The 17,760-nt window shown below is 72.2% G+C and carries 15 protein-coding genes; 10 read left to right on the top strand and 5 right to left on the bottom strand.

Features of this window, described 5'->3' with window-relative positions; all coding sequences use genetic code 11:
* Window positions 1–195: 195 nt before the first annotated feature.
* The gene (locus tag ACZ6ZI_RS20960; protein ID WP_469522952.1) at window positions 196–627 is read right to left on the bottom strand and encodes a hypothetical protein; all 432 of its coding nucleotides are present in this window, start codon (window positions 625–627) and stop codon (window positions 196–198) included.
* Between the two features lie 483 nt (window positions 628–1,110).
* Entirely contained in the window at window positions 1,111–1,863 is a 753-nt protein-coding gene (locus tag ACZ6ZI_RS20965) for an ASCH domain-containing protein (protein WP_469522955.1), read from the bottom strand.
* Window positions 1,864–2,323: 460 nt separating this feature from the next.
* Between ACZ6ZI_RS20965 and ACZ6ZI_RS20970 the strand changes: the two genes are divergently transcribed.
* From ACZ6ZI_RS20970 to ACZ6ZI_RS20980, 3 genes are all read left to right on the top strand, one after another.
* Window positions 2,324–3,514: a cytochrome P450 gene (locus ACZ6ZI_RS20970; protein ID WP_469522957.1), complete on the top strand. Its 1,191-nt coding sequence runs from the start codon at window positions 2,324–2,326 to the stop codon at window positions 3,512–3,514.
* Between the two features lie 297 nt (window positions 3,515–3,811).
* On the top strand, window positions 3,812–3,985 hold the full coding sequence (locus ACZ6ZI_RS20975) for a hypothetical protein (RefSeq protein ID WP_469522959.1): 174 nt from the start codon (window positions 3,812–3,814) through the stop codon (window positions 3,983–3,985).
* A gap of 248 nt (window positions 3,986–4,233) precedes the next feature.
* The gene (locus tag ACZ6ZI_RS20980) at window positions 4,234–5,076 is read left to right on the top strand and encodes a hypothetical protein (RefSeq protein ID WP_469522962.1); all 843 of its coding nucleotides are present in this window, start codon (window positions 4,234–4,236) and stop codon (window positions 5,074–5,076) included.
* 147 nt (window positions 5,077–5,223) lie between these two features.
* On the opposite strand, the gene ACZ6ZI_RS20985 is transcribed toward ACZ6ZI_RS20980, so the two are convergent.
* The gene (locus ACZ6ZI_RS20985; protein ID WP_469522964.1) at window positions 5,224–6,762 is read right to left on the bottom strand and encodes an FAD-dependent oxidoreductase; all 1,539 of its coding nucleotides are present in this window, start codon (window positions 6,760–6,762) and stop codon (window positions 5,224–5,226) included.
* A gap of 171 nt (window positions 6,763–6,933) precedes the next feature.
* The gene (locus tag ACZ6ZI_RS20990; RefSeq protein ID WP_469522967.1) at window positions 6,934–7,494 is read right to left on the bottom strand and encodes a TetR/AcrR family transcriptional regulator; all 561 of its coding nucleotides are present in this window, start codon (window positions 7,492–7,494) and stop codon (window positions 6,934–6,936) included.
* Between the two features lie 111 nt (window positions 7,495–7,605).
* Here ACZ6ZI_RS20990 and ACZ6ZI_RS20995 point away from each other — a divergent pair, with 111 nt between their 5' ends.
* The 4 genes from ACZ6ZI_RS20995 to ACZ6ZI_RS21010 all read left to right on the top strand — a co-directional run bounded on the left by ACZ6ZI_RS20995 (window position 7,606) and on the right by ACZ6ZI_RS21010 (window position 9,883).
* Window positions 7,606–8,259 (top strand): FMN-dependent NADH-azoreductase, encoded by a 654-nt coding sequence (locus ACZ6ZI_RS20995; RefSeq protein WP_469522970.1) that lies wholly within the window; start codon window positions 7,606–7,608, stop codon window positions 8,257–8,259.
* Entirely contained in the window at window positions 8,256–8,579 is a 324-nt protein-coding gene (locus ACZ6ZI_RS21000) for a DMT family transporter (protein WP_363053951.1), read from the top strand. The genes ACZ6ZI_RS20995 and ACZ6ZI_RS21000 overlap by 4 nt, the downstream gene beginning before the upstream one ends.
* 178 nt (window positions 8,580–8,757) lie before the next feature.
* A complete protein-coding gene (locus tag ACZ6ZI_RS21005) occupies window positions 8,758–9,249 on the top strand; it encodes a GNAT family N-acetyltransferase (protein ID WP_469522974.1) in 492 nt (163 codons plus the stop codon).
* A gap of 109 nt (window positions 9,250–9,358) precedes the next feature.
* Window positions 9,359–9,883, top strand: a complete 525-nt coding sequence (locus tag ACZ6ZI_RS21010; RefSeq protein ID WP_469522977.1) for a VOC family protein — start codon at window positions 9,359–9,361, stop codon at window positions 9,881–9,883.
* Here ACZ6ZI_RS21010 and ACZ6ZI_RS21015 read toward each other — a convergent pair.
* On the bottom strand, window positions 9,845–10,477 hold the full coding sequence (locus ACZ6ZI_RS21015) for an SMI1/KNR4 family protein (RefSeq protein WP_469522980.1): 633 nt from the start codon (window positions 10,475–10,477) through the stop codon (window positions 9,845–9,847). The two genes, ACZ6ZI_RS21010 and ACZ6ZI_RS21015, sit on opposite strands and share 39 nt — an antisense overlap.
* Window positions 10,478–10,796: 319 nt before the next feature.
* Between ACZ6ZI_RS21015 and ACZ6ZI_RS21020 the strand changes: the two genes are divergently transcribed.
* From ACZ6ZI_RS21020 to ACZ6ZI_RS21030, 3 genes are all read left to right on the top strand, one after another.
* Window positions 10,797–11,351: a hypothetical protein gene (locus ACZ6ZI_RS21020; RefSeq protein WP_469522983.1), complete on the top strand. Its 555-nt coding sequence runs from the start codon at window positions 10,797–10,799 to the stop codon at window positions 11,349–11,351.
* Window positions 11,352–11,709: 358 nt separating this feature from the next.
* The gene (locus tag ACZ6ZI_RS21025) at window positions 11,710–13,137 is read left to right on the top strand and encodes a lipase/acyltransferase domain-containing protein (protein WP_469522986.1); all 1,428 of its coding nucleotides are present in this window, start codon (window positions 11,710–11,712) and stop codon (window positions 13,135–13,137) included.
* 15 nt (window positions 13,138–13,152) lie between these two features.
* Window positions 13,153–17,736, top strand: coding sequence for an AAA family ATPase (locus tag ACZ6ZI_RS21030; protein WP_469522990.1), 4,584 nt, complete (start codon window positions 13,153–13,155; stop codon window positions 17,734–17,736).
* Window positions 17,737–17,760: the final 24 nt, after the last annotated feature.

Raw genomic sequence — 17,760 nt, forward strand, 5'->3', positions numbered from 1 at the left:
CCCGCACCCTCGGTGGCCGGATCAAAGGCACGATCGGTGCCGAGGGTGCCATGGTCGCCGTCCACCGCAACCGCGACCCCTGCCGCGCAGGGCCGAGGACGTCGTTGCCCATCCAACCGGCGCATCACATGGCGAGAGAGACCGCTGCGGCGGGCCCCTCTTCGCGGGTCGGCAGGAAGGGGCCGGGGTGCGGCTCTAGCGTTTGACGGTCACGCACGGCTGACCGGGCTGGAGGGTTCCGCTCTCGTAGAAGTAGCCACAGACCCGGACTCCGGACCCGAACGACCACTGGACGGTCACGTCCACGTAGGCCCGGCCGTAGACACAGCCGTGGTGGTAGTTCCCCCAGTAGTAGGTGTCGGCCCTACCCGGGTACTTGGCGACGAGCGCGGCCCGGTAGTTGCAGATCCCGTCGGGCTTGGTGCGCACCACGTTGCCCTTGTCGACCCGCAGGCCCGAGCCGTACACGTTCACGCAGACGTAGCCGGGCCCGGTGGAGGTTGTGCAGCCGCCCGCCGTGGCGGCCGCCTGCGGAGCCGTGGCGAGCGAGAAGGCGAAAGCGGCGGCGACGCCGGCCGCACCTGCGAAGAGTCGGCGGGCGGTACGGCCGGTGACGGGTTTTCCCACGGCTGGCTCCCTTGCTGGTTGGAAGGGGCACAGTTGAGCAGACGTTCGGGGAGCGCGGGAAGGCGCGCGGCGCCGGCGCGCGAACCTACTCCACGCGCCGGTCCGTCTGTCCGCCCGGACCACCGGCTCACCCGTCCTGGGACCGTACCGGCGCTGGTCGCGATCGTCGTCGTCATCGTCGACGAAGAAGAACCGCTCCAGCTCCGGGTGCATGGAGACCTCGACGACCTGGCGACACCCTGACGAGCCGAAGTCAGCGATCAACTTCGGCTGACATCAACGCCCCTTTGCCGCACTCGATGTTTCTGATGGGTGCTTCGCGCGCTCAGCGAAGGGCATGGGGGCTCGACCGCCCAGGGCGACGACTCGGTGGACCTGGTGCCCGGCGACGGCGTTGCTCTCCTCGACGTGGGGGAGATGTTCCGCCGGAGTGCGGCGGGCCTTGCCGTTGCGGCCGGGCCCGTATCACCGGCGCTCCGAGGTTCAGGGGGCCCCTGGCTCGTCGCTGATCCGGAAGGTGATGACGTCGACCTCGTCGGTTCCCGCCAGATCCGGGTAGTGGCCCGTGAGGCCTTCCCGGAGATCGGCCGCGGTCGTCAGCCCTTCGGCTCGGGCGTCCTGGTCGGTGAGGTCGCCGACCAGGCAGTGCCTGATGTCGGTCACCTCCGCGGGCAGGACGACTTCGGGGTCGCTCTCGAACACCAGCCGCGCCGGCCCGAGTCGGGCCGGATCCCGGAAGCGGGTGGTTTTGGTCTTGGCGCCGGAACGTACGGCTTCGAGGTAGCGGGGATTGAACCGGATGATCGGGGGACCGACGGTCTCGGGGTCCTGGTAGAGCGACGGGTCGAGACCGCCCATGCCTTCCGGGGTCCACCGCTGGGTCAGCGGCAGCAGGTCGGCGGCGAGAACGGACCTGGGCCCCTCGGGCGTGGGCACGATGACGCGCATGGTGGGGTAGTAGTCCACGAAGACCTGCCGATCGCGCCCGCACGGGCCGATGATGCCGCGCCCGTGGTTTCCCACGGCGACGATGCAGCGCATCTGGCGGGCACCCTGGGCCCGTGCGGCCCCGAGGGCCACGAGTTCGGCGCAGGGTCCGCCGGTGAAGTGGTAGAGGTTCACGCCGGCGAACATCCGGTAGTCGGCGGCCATGACCGCGGCGCCCACCGTGTGGATCCCATCCTCGTCGGGACCGGCGTCGGTATGCGCGTCGATGGTGCGGCGTGCCAGCTCCACGAGTTCACGCTCGTCGTCATCGAGAGCTCGTGCGGATGACGGTACGTACACGATTTCGGCCTTCCCCTTCATGAGCAGCGACCAAGATCATTCCACGTCACGCGTAGGGGCTCCACGGGATTTCGGCTGTCGCTCCCAGCCACTCGGGATCACCGAGCCGGTCCAAGGCCTTCGCCCCGGCGGGTTTTCCTGCCGGTCGGGCTGCCGGGACCCCGACGCGCACGGCGACGGCCGAGGGGCTCCGTTCACGCCCCCGGGGACAGTCCTCACGGCAGGCGGCCGACGTTGCCTTCGCGGCCATTCAATGCAACGAAGGATTGCGTTAATGCTCAGTGTCATTGCATCAATTCCCTACCTCTCAGCTGGGGATGCTTCCTTCATGTCATTGACTGGATTGTGAACGCAACGTAGCTTTCGTGATGCGTCAACCACGTGACGCATGACGACACGAGGACTGGTCATGAGCGATTCCGTGCACACCGTCACCGCACTGCCGACGGAGCGTCGGTCCGGCTGCCCCTTCGACCCGCCGGCGGAGCTGACGGACGCCCGCAGCCACGGCTCCATCAGCAAGTACACCCACCCCGGTGGGAAACCCGGCTGGGTCATCACCGGATACGACCTGGTCAAATCCGTCCTCGCCGACGCGCGGTTCAGCTCGCGCAGGGACCTCATGAACGTGGTCGACTTCGAGCTTCCTCCGGCGCCGCCCGGCGAGTTCCTCCTCATGGACGAGCCCCAGCACGGGCGTTACCGGAAACCGCTGGTGGGCAGGTTCACCGCCCGCCGCATGCGGCTGCTGGCCGAGCGCATCGAGGAGATCACCGCCGACCGCCTGGACGCCATGGAGCGGGCCGGCACGACCGCGGACCTGGTGACCGCCTTCGCCAAGCCCATCCCCACCATCGTCATCTGCGAACTGCTCGGCGTCCCCTACCAGGACCGGGCCTCCTTCCAGGAACAGATCGACACGTTCATGGGCGGGGAGACCAGCGACGAGGAACTGATCGCGGCCTACACCGCGACCCAGGAGTACCTCGCACGGCTCGTCGTCGCCAAGCGCGCGAACCCCACCGACGACGTCCTCAGCGAACTCACCGACAGCGACCTGACGGACGAGGAGCTGAAGGGGATCAGCCTGATCCTGCTGGCGGCCGGATTCGACACGACCGCGAACATGCTGTCCCTCGGCACCTTCGCGCTGCTCCAGAACCCGGCGCAGTTGGCAGCCCTGCGTGCCGACCCCGCGCTGATCGACCAGGCGGTGGAGGAACTGCTGCGGTACCTGAGCGTCGCCAAGACGTTCCACCGCACGGCGCTCGTGGACGTCGAGGTGGGAGGTCAGACGATCAAGGCCGGCGCGACCGTCGTCCTGTCGTACCACACCGCCAACCGCGACCCCGAGCGCTTCGCCGACCCCCACCTGCTCGACATCCACCGTCAGGACGGCGGGCACCTGGCCTTCGGCCACGGCATCCACCTGTGCCTGGGCGCCCAGCTGGCCCGAATCGAGATGCGGGTCGCCTTCCGCGCGCTGCTCGATCGGTTCCCGACGCTGCGCCTGGCCGTACCGGCCGAGGAGGTAGTCCTGCGCCCGGAGGCGGCGGACATCTTCGGGGTGAAGAGTCTCCCGGTCACCTGGGACGCGTGATCCGGGCGCCCACCACGCCACCGCAACGGAACGCGACGCGCGTGGACGCCGGCAGGCGTGACCGACCGCAGTCACCGACACGAGCGGCTTCCCGAGCCCGCACACGGAACCTCGCGAGGTTCATCTTCCTGGGCCACGGCGAGGTCTCCGCCGGTCATGCGCGAGGTCATGCGCGAGGCTGAAGCGTACCGCGCCCGCCGCCCCCACATCCATGCAGGTTGATTCCGGGCGTAGGGAAAATGCCAGGAAACCCGTCTGCGTCCCGTCCGAGCGTCACCCCGGCGGGATCCTTTCCCTGTGACGACTTCCTGGCGCCCCGACCGACCCGTCCGACGCACTGTCCTCGCCCTGACGGCGGTCGGCCTGACGCTCGTCGTCACCGGAGCGGCCCTCGACCTGATGTGGCTGCTGGGCATCGGAGTCTGGGCCGGCATCGTCGGGATGCTGATCGAACTCATCTACCGGCCCTGAGGCCCGACTCCGCGGAACCGCTTCGGGCGCCTCGGCCGGCCTGGGACGCCGGACCCGGGGGCGGTCGGGCCGGACAGGCCGAGGGCGACGGTGCTCCCGCAACGTCCCGATGCGCGGCAGTGGAGGGCCGATGGCCGCCCGCCCCTGGGCGCATGGCGGGTGGGGAACGGGGAACGGATGACCCCGGCGGGCCCCCGTCGCCCGAGGACCCGCCGCCCCGTCGACCTCCTGCCGAAAGGCGGCACGCCATGACCCGAGGTCCGATACCCGGACACCGCTCCGGAATCCCCTTCCTGCGGCTCCGCCGTACCCGCCCGCGCGCCCTCCCCGCGATCGGCCTCGCCCTCGTCCTGATGGTCGGCGCCCTCACGGCCTGCACGGGCGCCGCCGCACGGGTGGCCACCCGGCAGGTGGCCGTGGGAGTGGCCCGCGTGGTGACCGACAAGGCGGGCCGCACCGTGGTCCGGTCCTCCGCCGGCATGAAGGTCACCCGGACCATCGGGGACCTGGCCGCCGACGCCCTCAGCGCCTACCTCCTCGGAGAGGGGGCGCCGAAGGACTGGCGGCTCGTCATCACCCGGGGCGAGGGCACCGCCGCCCGCTCCGAGGTGTACGCGGTCGCGGCGGACGCCGAGGTGAGCGTGCGCGCCAAGGGCACCGTCCTCGGAACCCTCTCGCCCGCCAAGCGGACCCTCACCGTGAAGGCCGAGACCACGGACACCACGGTGGCCATCGTCGACAGTCCGGAGGACCCGGTCAGGATCGAGGGCGAGTACTACCCGCTGATCTACCAGGACTTCGACTTCGACACCGCGAAGGTGACCGACAAGGACGCCGACGTCGAGACCGGGCTCTTCGTGCTCGAGGCCCTCAACGGTGCCCGCTTCGCGTACATGGAGTACGAGCCCGGCCTCGGGGACTGCCTGACGGTGCCGCCTTCCGCATGGCAGCGGAAGACGACGCCCTTGGCCAGTACCCTCGGGGACTTCTGCGTGATCACCAGCCAGGGCCGGTTCGGGGCCTGGAGCACCAAGACCGGCGACGGCAGCATCAAGGTCTGGGAGACGGAGCCCGTTCCCCTCGACGACTGACCGCCCGACGGGTACGTCGCGCCCCTCGCCGGCGAGGGGCGATCCCGGGCAGGTCGGAGCGGACCTGCCCGGGATGGTTGATCCGCAACCAGACCTGACCGCCCCGAGGAGCCGTTCGTACAGGCGACGCCGTCCGCCCCGTCAGGTCTACGGGCGGTCGAACCACCGGGCTGCCGCCCGGGCGAACCCGTCCACGGTGAAGTCGCGGTCGGCGGCCCAGGCTACGACGCCGTCCGGCCGGACCAGTACGGCGCCCAGCCCGAAGTCCTCCGCCGGCGCCCCGGACACGTGCTCCAGGCGGTCCCGCCAGGCCGCCGCCGGGCCGTCCAACCGCCGGTCGGCACTGAAGTCGAGGACGACGCCCCGCCCCTCCCGCATCAGCTCGCCCAAGCGCGCGCCCTCCCCGAGCAGGAACTCGGGGGCGCTGCGGCCCACCAGCGGATGCGCGTCGCCGAGGTCGTAGCGGAGCGACGCACCCGACAGCCTCCCGAAGACGTACGTCGTTCCGTCCCGGGTGTCGAGCAGGTCGCGGAGCACGTTCTGCATCGCATGGGCGTGCCGGTCCGGCCTCATGACGGACACCTGGGCGCGCGACCAGTCGAGGACCTGGGCGCCGATCGGCCGGCGCTCGCGGTCGTAGGTGTCGAGGAGCCCGTCCGGGGCGTGGCCGCGCGCGGTCGCCGCGAGCTTCCAGCCCAGGTTCACGGCGTCGCCGATGCCGGTGTTCAGGCCCTGGCCACCCAGTGGCGAGTGGATGTGCGCCGCGTCGCCCGCGAGCAGGACGCGGCCCTCGCGGTACGTCGTCGCCTGCTTGGCCCGGTCGGTGAAGCTGGAGGCCATCCGGACCTCGGTGAAGGTGGCGTCGGTGCCCGATATGCGGCGCAGCACCGTCTGGAGGTGGTCGAGGGTGGGCTGGCGCGTGCGGTCGAACGCGCCGCCGTCGAAGTCCAGCATGGCGATGTGGCCCGCGAGGGGCATCCGGACGTACATGCCCGTCGGAGTCAGGTTGAAGCCCGGACGCAGCTGGTCCGGGTCGGCGAGCGTGCCGAGCACGGTGTATCCGGTCACCTCCGGCTCGGTGCCGGTGAACGCGAAGCCGGCGAGACGGCGTACCGCGCTGCGTCCCCCGTCGCAGCCGACGACCCAGCGGGCTTCGAAGCCGGCCCCGTCCGCGGAGACGACCACGTGCTCCTCGTGCCGGGCGAGCGCGTCCACGGTGACGCCGCGCCGGATGTCGACGCCCAGTTTGACGGCCCGTCGGGCCAGCAGCGACTCCAGGGCCTGGAGGCTGATCATGGCGATGTCCGGGACGGGGCCGGTCGACCGGAACGGGAAGGCGGCCGTGTCGAGCCTGGCCGCGTCGAGCATCATCCCGGCGAAGTGGCCCACCATGCGCGGTCGTGACGGCCCGTCCGATAAGGCGGCGTCGGATTCGGCGTCGGCGTCGGCGTCGCGTCGTCCGTCGAAGTCGAAGGACGCCTCCATCAGCTCGTCCAGCAGGCCGCGGCGGTGGAACGCCGCGAGGGAGGAGCCGAACAGACCCCGCAGACCGAGCGGTTCCGTACGCCACGGCGACTCCGGCACCGGCTCCTGCTCCAGGACCAGCACGGAGCAGCCCGCGAGGCCGAGTTCGCAGGCGAGGAAGAGCCCGACCGGGCCCGCGCCCACGATCACCACGTCATGCATGAGAGATCCCCAATCCCGAGTTCCGGCCCGTCGAGCCGGGGCCGGGTGCTCACCCGGCCGGACCCCTCGAAGGTGTCAGCCGCCACCGACACCGGACCCACACGGCACCGACATCCGCCGACATCCGCCGACGGGGCGCCTGCATCGCCGGTCCCGGGGCGCCCCGTTCGATCAGTCGCCCGGCAGCGCCCTCGCCAGTCGCCCCAGCGCCGCCTTGATCCGGTCGGGCGTCACCCCCCGCGCGCGTTGCTGGAGGAAGACCTCCGGGGCGAGCGGGGCGAGGAGGCCGTCCACGAGGGCCTCCGGGTCCGGGGTGCCCGACGCGCGCAGCAGGGCGAGGACGTGGGCGCGCCAGAAGCCGTACGCGCCGACCGTGAAGCGCTTCTCGCCGGTCTCGGCGCCCAGCACCAGGTGGCCGTGGCCGTCGAGCAGGTCGACCATGGCGGCGTAGAACGCGGTGAGCCGCTCGAGCGGTGGCGCGCCCGGGCCCAATGGGGGCGTGCCGTGCAGCAGTTCCGCCTGGAGGCGGCGTTCGTGCTCGTCGAGGAGGGCCGCCGCGATGGACGTGACGTCCGGGTAGCGCCGGTAGAGCGTGCCGCGGCCGATGCCGGCGGCCCGGGCGATGTCGTCCATCGTGACCGACCGCGGATCGCCGGCGGCGAACAGCTCGGCGGCGGCCGCGAGCACCTTGGCCCGGTTGCGGGCGGCGTCCGCGCGTTCCCTCGTCTCCATGGGGCCCAGCCTACCGGAATAAGTGGACGCACTGTCCGGTTGGGTCGTACGTCCGGTATAACTGGACACTGTGTCCGGTTAATGTTCCGGCCGTACCGAGGGGGTCCCGTCATGTCCACGCTGCTGCACCTCGACGCCAGCGCGCGCCGCCTGTCCTTCAGCCGGGAGGTGGGCGACGCCGTCGCCGCCGCCTGGCGCGCGTCCCACCCAGGAGGCGTCCACGTACGGCGCGACCTGGCGGCCGCCCCCGTACCGCACATCGGCGAGGCCTGGACCGAGCTGTGCGACCACGTCCTGGAGCACGGGATCACCGACCCCGCCCGCTACCGGGAAGCCGTGCGCACCCGCGCGCAGGAGGAGACCTGGGCCGTCGTCGAGCCGCTGCTGTCCGAACTCCTCGCCGCCGACGCCGTCCTGATCGCCACGCCGATGTACAACTACTCGATCCCCGCGTCCCTGAAGGCCTGGATCGACCAGGTCACCTTCCCCCGCATGTCCCTGGCCGGACGGCGCTTCGTCGTGGCCCACGCCCGCGGCGGCGCGTACGGGCCGGGCACCCCGCGCCACCCCTACGACCACCAGGAGCGCTACCTGCGCGACTTCCTCACCGGCCACTTCGCCGTCCCCGACGAGGACATGACCTTCCTCGGCACCGAACTCGTCAACTCCCGCACCGATCCGGCCCTCGCCGGACGGCGCGGGGAGCACGACCGGTCCAGGGCGGCGGCGCTGGAGCTCGCCCGCGCGACAGGAGCGGCCCTGTGAACTGGCTGCTCCTCCTCGCCGCCGGCCTGGTGGAGGTCGCCTGGTCGCAGAGCATCAAGCCGACGGCCGGCTTCACCCGCCCCCTGCCCACGCTGCTCTGCTTCGCGCTCGCCGCCGTCGCCGTCTACCTGCTCTCCCTGGCGATGAAGGGCCTGCCGGTCGGCACCGCCTACGCGGTCTTCACCGGGATCGGCGCGGCCGGCGCCATCACCCTGGGCGTCGTGCTCCACAAGGACCCGGTGACCCCGGGCCGCCTCCTGGCCCTCGCCCTGATCATCGGCGGGGTGGCGCTGTCCCACGCGACCACCCGCACCGGGTGAGCGTGTCGGACGGCCCGCACCGAGGCGCTCGTGTCCTTCCCCTCGGAGGGCACGTCACCTCGCCCGCGCACGCCACGAACGGCGCACCGAACCGAGAGCCCGATCCGAACGGGGATCGGCACGGACCCCGGAGAATATCCGGTGGGAGCGCCCCTCGCCGTTGGCTAGTCTCGCGTGGATGGACATCCGAACGTACGACGAGGGGGATTGGCCGCAGGTCTGGCCGATCATCGAGCAGATCGTTCGCAAGGGGGACACCTTCTGCTACGACCCCCTGCAAGACGAGGCGCAGGCACACGACTTGTGGGTGGTTCCGTCGCCGGGGCACGTCGTCGTGGCGGTGGAGGGCGGGCGCGTACTCGGCACCTCCAACATGTACGCCAACCGCCCCGGTCCGGGTGCGCACATCGCGAGCGGAAACTTCATGGTCGCCGCGCAAGCACGCGGTCGGGGCGTCGGTCGGGCGTTGGGCGAGTACCTGCTGGACTGGGCGCGGAACCAGGGATTCGCCGGGGTCCAGTTCAACGCCGTCGCGGCCTCCAACGCGCCGGCGCTCGGACTGTACGAGCGCCTCGGTTTCGAGGTGATCGGTACGGTTCCCGGCGCCTTCCGGCATCCCACGCTGGGACCGGTCGGGCTGCACGTCATGTACCACGCCCTGGACTCGTGACCCGCTGCGGCGACTCGTGCTCCTCCCACGCCCGATGTAGGACCGCAGCTGTCCTGGTTGGGTCCTAGGGTCGTCACATCGCGAAGGTTCCGGCGAGAGGAAGAGACCGATGAGGCACACCGCGCCCGAGGGCTACACCAGCGTCGCACCGTGGGTCGTCACCGACGACACCGGTGCGCTGCTCGACTTCATCACCGCCGCGTTCGACGGGGAGGAGATCGCCCGCGTCCCGGTCGAGGACGGCACCATCGGCCACGGCGAGATCCGCGTCGGTGACACGGTGGTACTGGCCTTCGACCGCCGGTCCGACTGGCCGGTGATGCCGGCCCTGCTCAGGATCTATGTCCCGGACGCCGACGCCGCCATGGCCGCCGCCGTCGCACACGGGGCGCGGGTCGTCACCGAGGCGGCCGACAGCGCGTGGGGGGATCGCGGGGGTCGCGTACGGGACCCGTTCGGCAACATCTGGTGGGTGGTGAGCCGCGTCGAGGACGTCGCGCCCGACCGGGCCTGGGAGCGCATGTCCGAGCCGAAGTACGCCGAGGCGATGCGCATGGCCCAGGAGACGCTGGACGCCGAACTGAGCGGCCGGGAATCAGGGGTGGCCCACCCGCCGCGGCGCCCGACCCGCTGAGCCCGCGCGGACGGTGGCGCGCGGGCCCCACGAGGCGGCGGCGACGATCGCCGGGGAGGTCAGTCCCAGCGCGCGGTTGTCCTTGCCCTCGCGCATGTGGTCGAGCCACCGTTCGTACCAGCCGAGGAAGTCCGGCGCGGACGAGACGTTCGGTGGCCGGAAGCCGTCCGCGTTGCCGGTGACCACACGGCCGGCGAGGGGGCCGGTCACGGCGATGAGGCCCAGGTCGCTGCAGCCCATCTCGATGATGTGGAGGAACAGGTCGCCCCGCTCGGCGTTCGGGTGGTCCACGTGCGTGAATCCCCGCGGGCTGCCGTCCGCCGGTTTCCGGTTCATCGTGTACAACCGGCATGCGTCCAGCGGGAGGAGACCGTGGAAGGGGCCGGCGCCGCCGTCCCCGAGTTCCATGAGGAACGCCCGGTAGGGCGCGGGCAGAACGAGGCGCTCCTCGGCCTCGAAGGCGTTCACGTCCGAGGCGGTGATACGAGGACGCAGCCGGAATCGGTGGCGTTCCTCGAACACGGAGTGGCTTCGGCGCGGCTGGTAGGGGACCTTCGCCAACTTGGTGCGTATGCGGGTGATCTGTGAGTCCACCGGTGGGTCTCTTCTCTCGTCTCCGACACCTTAAGCCGTGCCGCTTCGAAGCGTCGACCCTCGCCTCCGGCAGTCGGGTAACTGGCGTCTCGAACGCTTTTGCGCCGATTCCGCAGCCCCTTTCCCCTCCTCCGCCCATGACCTTCATGGCGTGTCACGGCCGGTCACGGAGCACGCGTGGTGCGCGGTGCCGTCCGCGCCCGCGCCTTAACGCGTGGCGCATACATCTACCCTGGCCGAATGTGCCTCTGTCCCACGCGGGGCGGGGGGCGGCAGCATCCACGGTGTTGGGAGAACGCCCACGAGACAGGAGCGACCTGTGTTTGCTCGCACGTCACGTACCGCCGTTGCCATCGCCTTGGCCACCACCGTCCTGACCCTCGGCACGGGAGCCGCCACCGCGAACGCGGCGCCCGTCCGGAAGAACTGCGTGCTCGACATCGATTCGGGCGACATGCGCTGCTACGGCACGTTCCGGGAGGCCGTGGCCGCCTCCACCGACGGACGGGTCACCGACGCACCTCTGTCGGCGAAGCACATCGACCAGAAGCTGACCGACCGCCTCAAGGCTCTCCCGGACACCACGGGGGCGTCGGCCGTGCAGCTCGGAGTCGTCTACACGGACGCCAACTACGGAGGGTCGGCCCTGGTCCTGACCGGTGCCAGCGGTTGTCGGAGCGGGAACGGCCGCGATGCCCAGATCAACCTCGACGGCACGTGGAACAACTCCGTCAGTTCGTTGACCACGCTGTCCTGCTGGCTGGAGTTGTGGGACGCCCCCAACACCTCCGGCGTCCACCAGGAGTACCAGCAGTCGACCTCCTACATCGGGGACGCGATGAACGACCGGGCGAGCTCGGTCGCCCTCCTCTGACCCGGCAGGGAAGGCGTCGCCCCGCGCCGCGAATCACGGCGCGGGGCGACGCCGCGGCGCCGGAACCGCGGGTCGTGGTCGGCGACGGCGACGGCAGCGGCTACGGCAACGGCGGCGCTGCGGCGCTTCTTCGGCGAGCGGCTCCTCCCGCAGGACACTTCGCCGTCCTCGCCGAGATGCTCGGCGCCGCGGGCCCCGCTCGGTGGGGTCCTCCTTCGGCGAAGCTCCTGCGCGGGCGGGTGCGTGCCCCTATCGTCGGGGCATGGGGACGACTGTGGGGGATGACGGGTCCGGGCGTGCCATGTCGCCGACAGGACTGCCGCCGGTGTTCGACGACCGGACCAGGGACGCTTGCGTCGTGGTGCCCGGCATCATGGGCAGCGTCCTCGAGGACGCGAAGACGGGCGAGCCCCTGTGGGGCGTCGACCTGGCGAAGCTGACGAACGCGGCGACCGGCGGGAGCCTGCTCGCCACGCTGCACGCGGACGAGCGGGAGCGGGCCGCCGACGCCGACACCGCCCGGCGCGATCCACTGACCGGCATCCGCGCGGCCCGCCTGCTGGACAAGCCGTGGTGGCTTCCCGTCTTCGAGGGCCTCGACCCCTACGGCGACGTGGTCGACACCCTGCGGAAGGTCACCCTGGCACCGGCGGCCGTGGCGCCGTTCCCGTACGACTGGCGCCTCGCGGTCTCCTACAACGGCGCCCTGCTGGCCCAAGCGGCCCGCGCGCACCTGACCCGGTGGCGCGAGCAGGCGGCGGCGGTGCCCGGCCGCCGGCCACGGCTGCTGTTCGTGGCGCACTCGATGGGCGGCTTGGTGGTGCGTGCCGCGCTGGAGCAGGACCCGGAACTCGCCGCCGACACCCGGGCGGTGATCACCGTCGGGACGCCGTTCCTGGGTTCCGCGAAGGCCGTCCTCGCGCTGAACCTCCTGAACGCCCAGGTCAAACCGCGTCGGCTGCTGCGCGGGGTGCAGGCGATGGCGGCCACCCTGCCCGGCGTCCACGACCTGCTGCCCGGTTACCGCTGCCTGGACCGGGGGCTGGAGGTGGACCGGCTCACCGCGCCGGACGTCGCTCGTTTCGGCGGTGACGAGGCCTTGGCCGCGCGGTCGTTGGGCGAGCACGCGCGCCTGCGTAGGGAGGGGTTCGTGCTGCCGGGGCACCGGGCGGTCGTCGGCGAGGCGCAGGCGACCGTACAGACCCTGACCGAGCGGACGCGAGAGGGCACCGCGGTGGTCGAGGGCCTGCCCCACTCCTTCGACGTCGGCGAGGACGGCGACCTGGTACGTGATCCGGCCACCGGCATCCCCGCCCGCCTCGACGCCTCCGGCGACGGAACGGTCCACATGCCCTCGGCCCGCACCGGGACCGAGGCGGTCACCTACGTGTTCGGCCAGCACGGCACGCTCATGCGCCACGACGAGGTCCTGCGCCAGATCCGCCGCATCGCCCTGGAGCGCCCGCAAGGCGTCCACCTCGGCGGTGACGGCTCCACCCCCGGGCCCGGCCTGGAAACCCCCTGGCTCGGCGGGACCTACGGCGAGCCCCTCACCCTCACCGTCACCGGTCTCGACACCCCCGCCGGGGTGAGCCTGAGCGTCCGGTCCGCGACCACCGGCCGCGTCGGCCACCCCCTCACCCTCCAACGGGACCCCGACCGCACCGACGGTGCCCTCTCCGCCCGGTTCTTCGCCGACGCACCGGACCTGTACCGGGTGGTGTTGGACACCGGACGGCACGCGCCCGTCTCCCAACTCGTCCTCGTTGCCCCACCGGACGCCTGACCCCGGTTCCCGCCCATGACCTCGGCCCCCTCAACAGGTCCCATCCCGCACAGCGCATCCGCCTTCATCCCCGCGGCCCGCGAACAGGACGCGGGCGGAGTGCTGCCCGCGAGCGGCGGGGTCGAGCTGTTCCCGGTCCATTTCACCGCCTACGAGAACCACGAGGACCTCGACACCGACCCGCACGTCCGGGCGATCGCCGACCTGCTCACGCCGTACGGCGTACACGTCAACCCGTGGACCGTGCCGCCGGAGGACAAGGACCTGCAGGCCGTGTCGAACCGGCTCGGCCCCTGGAAGAGGCCCGCTGCCCACCAGGCGGGCGATACGGTGCTCTACTGGGTCGGTCACGGCAGCGCCGAACTCCTCGCCCACCAGTGCGCACCGGCCCCCATCGACGAGGGCGTCACCCCGTCCGACGTCGCCCGCGCCATCGGCAGCCGTCAGGTCCACCCCGACACCGCGAACAGCTGGGCCATCGTCGTCATCGACGCCTGCTTCTCCGAGAGCTTCGCCGCGAGCGTCCACGTCGAACTCCTCACCCGGCACCAAGGTGCGAAGCGCTACCTGCTGCTGTCCACCGCCGCGAAGGGGTACGCCGAGCTCGGCGCCTTCACCCGCGCCCTCGACCGGGCCCTGAACGTCACCTTCCGGGGCCGGCCGTCCATCGGCCTGGCCACCCTCGGCATCGAACTCGGCGCCGAACTCGGCGGCTACCGCTGTGACACCGCCGACGACCACCGCGACCGGCTGGTGCGCGTCGTGCCCGACGCCGCCGCCACCACTTCCGCACCTCTGGACCAGCTCGACGAGATCCAGGCCGTCATCGACCGGCTCCCCGCCGACGAGCAGCGCCACTTCCTGCCCAAGGCCTCCGGCGCCGAGCTCGGCGAGCTCGCCTGGTACTTTCACGGCCGGACCCTCGAGCGCGACCGGATCCTCCACTGGCTCGCGACCGCCACGAGCGGAGCCCTGGTGGTCACCGGACCCGCCGGCGCCGGGAAGTCGGCCCTCCTGGGCCACGTACTCCTGCACACCCGTACCCACCTCCGCGACGTCCTCGTCCGTCACGGTCACCTCCAGCCCCTCCCCGCGGGAACCCCCTGTCCCGACGACCCCTTCGACCTCGTCGCCCACCTGACCGGCGTCACCCTCAGCCGTACGCTCCAGCTCATCGCCGAATCCGCCGGCCTCCCCGACCTCGCCGAGGAGGCCTCCGACGGCCGGCCCACCGCCGACCTCCCCGGCCGGCTCCTCGACCGACTGAAGGACCGCCGGGAACCGCTGACCATGCTCTTCGACGCCCTCGACGAAGCCGACCAACCCCTCACCATCGCCGACCAGTTGCTCCGTCCCCTCGCCGCGCTGCCCACCGTCCGGGTGATCGTCGGCACCCGCCGCTCCACCCACGAGGGCCCCGACCAACCCACCCCCGCGGACGAGAACATCCTCGACGCCCTCCACCCCCGCCCCACCACCCCGGGCGGATCGGGCACACCCGCCCCGCGGCGCGTCGAGGTGTCCCAGGACCGGGAGGCGCTCGCCGGATACCTGCGCGCCAAACTCCACGCCGCCCAGCACCGCGGCACCCTGAACACCGACGACACCCACATCGCGAACGCCGTCCGTCGCCTCGTCGCCGACGACCCGCAGACCGGTGCCGAGCCCCAACAGTTCCTCTACGCACGCCTCGCCGCCCACGAGCTCCTCAACGACCCCGCACTCCTGGCCGACCCGACCCCTCTCATCGGCCAGACCCACCGCCGGCTCTTCACCCGGGCCCTCCAGCGCCTCCACCGCACCGACCCCCACTACACCCCCCTCCTCCAAGCCCTCGGCCTCACCCAGGGCCGTGGCCTGCCTGACCAGGACAACCTCTGGGCACGCGCCGCCGACGCCCTCACCACCCCCACGGGCCTCGGCACCGGCGCCGGCATCCGCGACCTGCTCCGAGACGCCGCCCCCTACCTGGCCCTCGACCAGGAACACGGTCAGACCGTCTACCGCCTCGCCCATCGCACCTTCGCCGAACACTTCACGACCGCCTCGGACACCCCGCAGGCACACGCCGCCATCACCACCGCCCTCATCCGGCACGCCCTCCAGGGCCCGCACACCCACCCCGAGGCCACCCCCTCATCGCCCGAGCACGTCAACCCCTACATCCGCCACCACCTGGCCACCCACGCCCGCCTCGGCCACCCGGCCGGAGCCCTCCGGGCCCTCGCGGACCACCCGGACGTCCTCGACACCCTCGACCTGGCCGGCATCACCACCAACGCCCTCCACCACGGCCTGGCCCCGAACGCGCTCCCGGCCGCCATCGCCGGAACCGTTCTCCTCCAACACCACGCCCGCGACACCACCCCCCACGGACGACCCGGCACCGACACGGGATGGCGCCGGTGGTGGCGTCGCCTCGGCACCACCTACATCCAAGGCACCCCACCCCCCGCCGTACCCCATCACCAGCTCCTCCCCGGCAGCCCGTGGCCCCCCGCCCTCATCGCGGGCGCCGTTCAGCCCCACCGGCTCCACCTGCAACTCATCGGCCACACTGACGCGGTGTGGGCGGTGGCCGTGTTCGCCGCGTCGGACGGCACCCCCCGCCTCGCCACCGCCGGCGACGACAGGACGGTACGGATCTGGGACCCGGCCACCGGAACCCAGGTGGGCCGGCCCCTCACGGGTCATACCGACCGGGTGCGGGCGGTGGCGGCGTTCACCACCCCCGACGGCTCCCCCCGCCTCGCCTCGGCCGGCCGGGACGACACGCTGCGGGTCTGGGACCCGGACACCGGAGCCCAGGTGGGGCCGCCCTTCACCGGCCGTACCGAGTTGCTGACGGCGGTGGCCGCGTTCACCGCACCTGACGGAACCCCCCGCATCGTCACCGGGGGATGGGACGGTACGGTCCGGATCTGGGACCCGGCGACCGGAGCCCAGGTGGGGCCGCCCCTCACGGGCCACACCGCGTCCGTGACCGCGGTGGTGACGTTCACCGCACCGGGTCCGGAGGCGAGCCCCCGCCTCGCCACCGCGAGCGACGACATGACGGTGCGCATCTGGGATCCGCAGACCGGCACCCAGGTGGGGGAGCCGCTCGTGGGCCACACCGACTGGGTGCAGTCGGTGGTGGTGTTCACCGACCCCGACGGCGCCGTCCGCCTCGCCACCGCGAGCGACGACATGACGGTGCGCGTCTGGGATCCGCAGGCCGGCACCCAGGTGGGGGAGCCGTTCACCGGTCACACCGATTCGGTCTGGGCGGTGGTGGCCTTCACCGCCCCCGACGGCACGACGCGCCTCGCCACCTCCAGCGACGACAGGACGGTGCGCATCTGGGATCCGGCCACGGGGGCCCAGGAGGGTCGGCCCCTCGTGGGCCACACCGACTGGGTGCAGTCGGTGGCGGTGTTCGCGGCGCCGGACGGTACTCCCCGCCTGGCTTCGGCCGGCCGCGACGACACCGTGCGGATCTGGGAACCGGTACCGGGGACTCCGGTGAGCGGTTCCCTCGTCGGGCACGTCAATTCACCGCGCGTCCTGGGGACGTTCGCCGCACCGGACGGCACGAACCGGGTCGCCATCGCCGAAGACGACGGGACGGTGGTGCTCTGGGAGCCGGAAACGGGAAGGCAGGAGGGCCCGCCCCTCAGCGGACACACCAACGTGGTCTGGGCCGTGGCGGCGTTCACCGACCCGGACGGTACCCCTCGCATCGCCTCGGCCGGCCGCGACGACACCGTCCAGATCTGGGACCCGGCCACCGGACTCCAGGTGGGCCCACCCCTCGTCGGCCACACCGACCGGGTGACGGCGGTGGCGGCCTTCAGCGCTCCCGACGGAGCCCCCCGCCTGGTCACCGGCGGTGAGGACGGGACCGTTCGGGTCTGGGATCCGGTCACAGGGGGCCAACAGGGCCCGGCTCTCGCCGATTTCACGGGGGTGGCGATGGTGGTGACGGCGGTGGCGGCCTTCACGGCCCGCGACGGTGCGCCCCGCTTGGCTTCGGGCGGCACCGACGGCACGGTGCGGGTCTGGAATCCCGCCGCCGAGGCCCAGGAAGGCCAGGCCCTCATGGGGCATAGCGGCCAGGTCACGGCGGTGGCGGCCTTCACGGCCCGCGACGGTGCGCCCCGCTTGGCTTCGGGCGGCACCGACGGCACGGTGCGGATCTGGAATCCCGCCACCGGTACCCAGGGAGGCCCGACCCTCCTGGGGCATACCGACGGGGTCACGGCGGTGGCCGCGTTCACCGACCCGGACGGCACTCCCCGTCTCGTCTCCGTCGGCGACGACGAGACGGTCCGCGTCTGGGACCCCGCCACCGGACTCCAAATGGGCCCACCCCTCGTCGGCCACACCGCCGGGGTCCGGGCGGTGTCCGTATTCACCGCGCCGGACGGGACCGTCCGCCTGGCCACCGCGAGCGACGACACGACGGTGCGGATCTGGGACCCGCGTACGGGGACGGGGCACGCGCTACCGCTGGCCGACCCGGCTCTGGCACTGACGGAGCACCGGGGTCTTCTGGTCACGGGCACGTCGTCGGGCCACCTCGCGCTCGACGTCCGGTTCCTACCGCCGACGGTGTGATCACGCGCGTGCCTCTGATGGGGT

Source organism: Streptomyces sp. NPDC103540 (assembly GCF_055584445.1).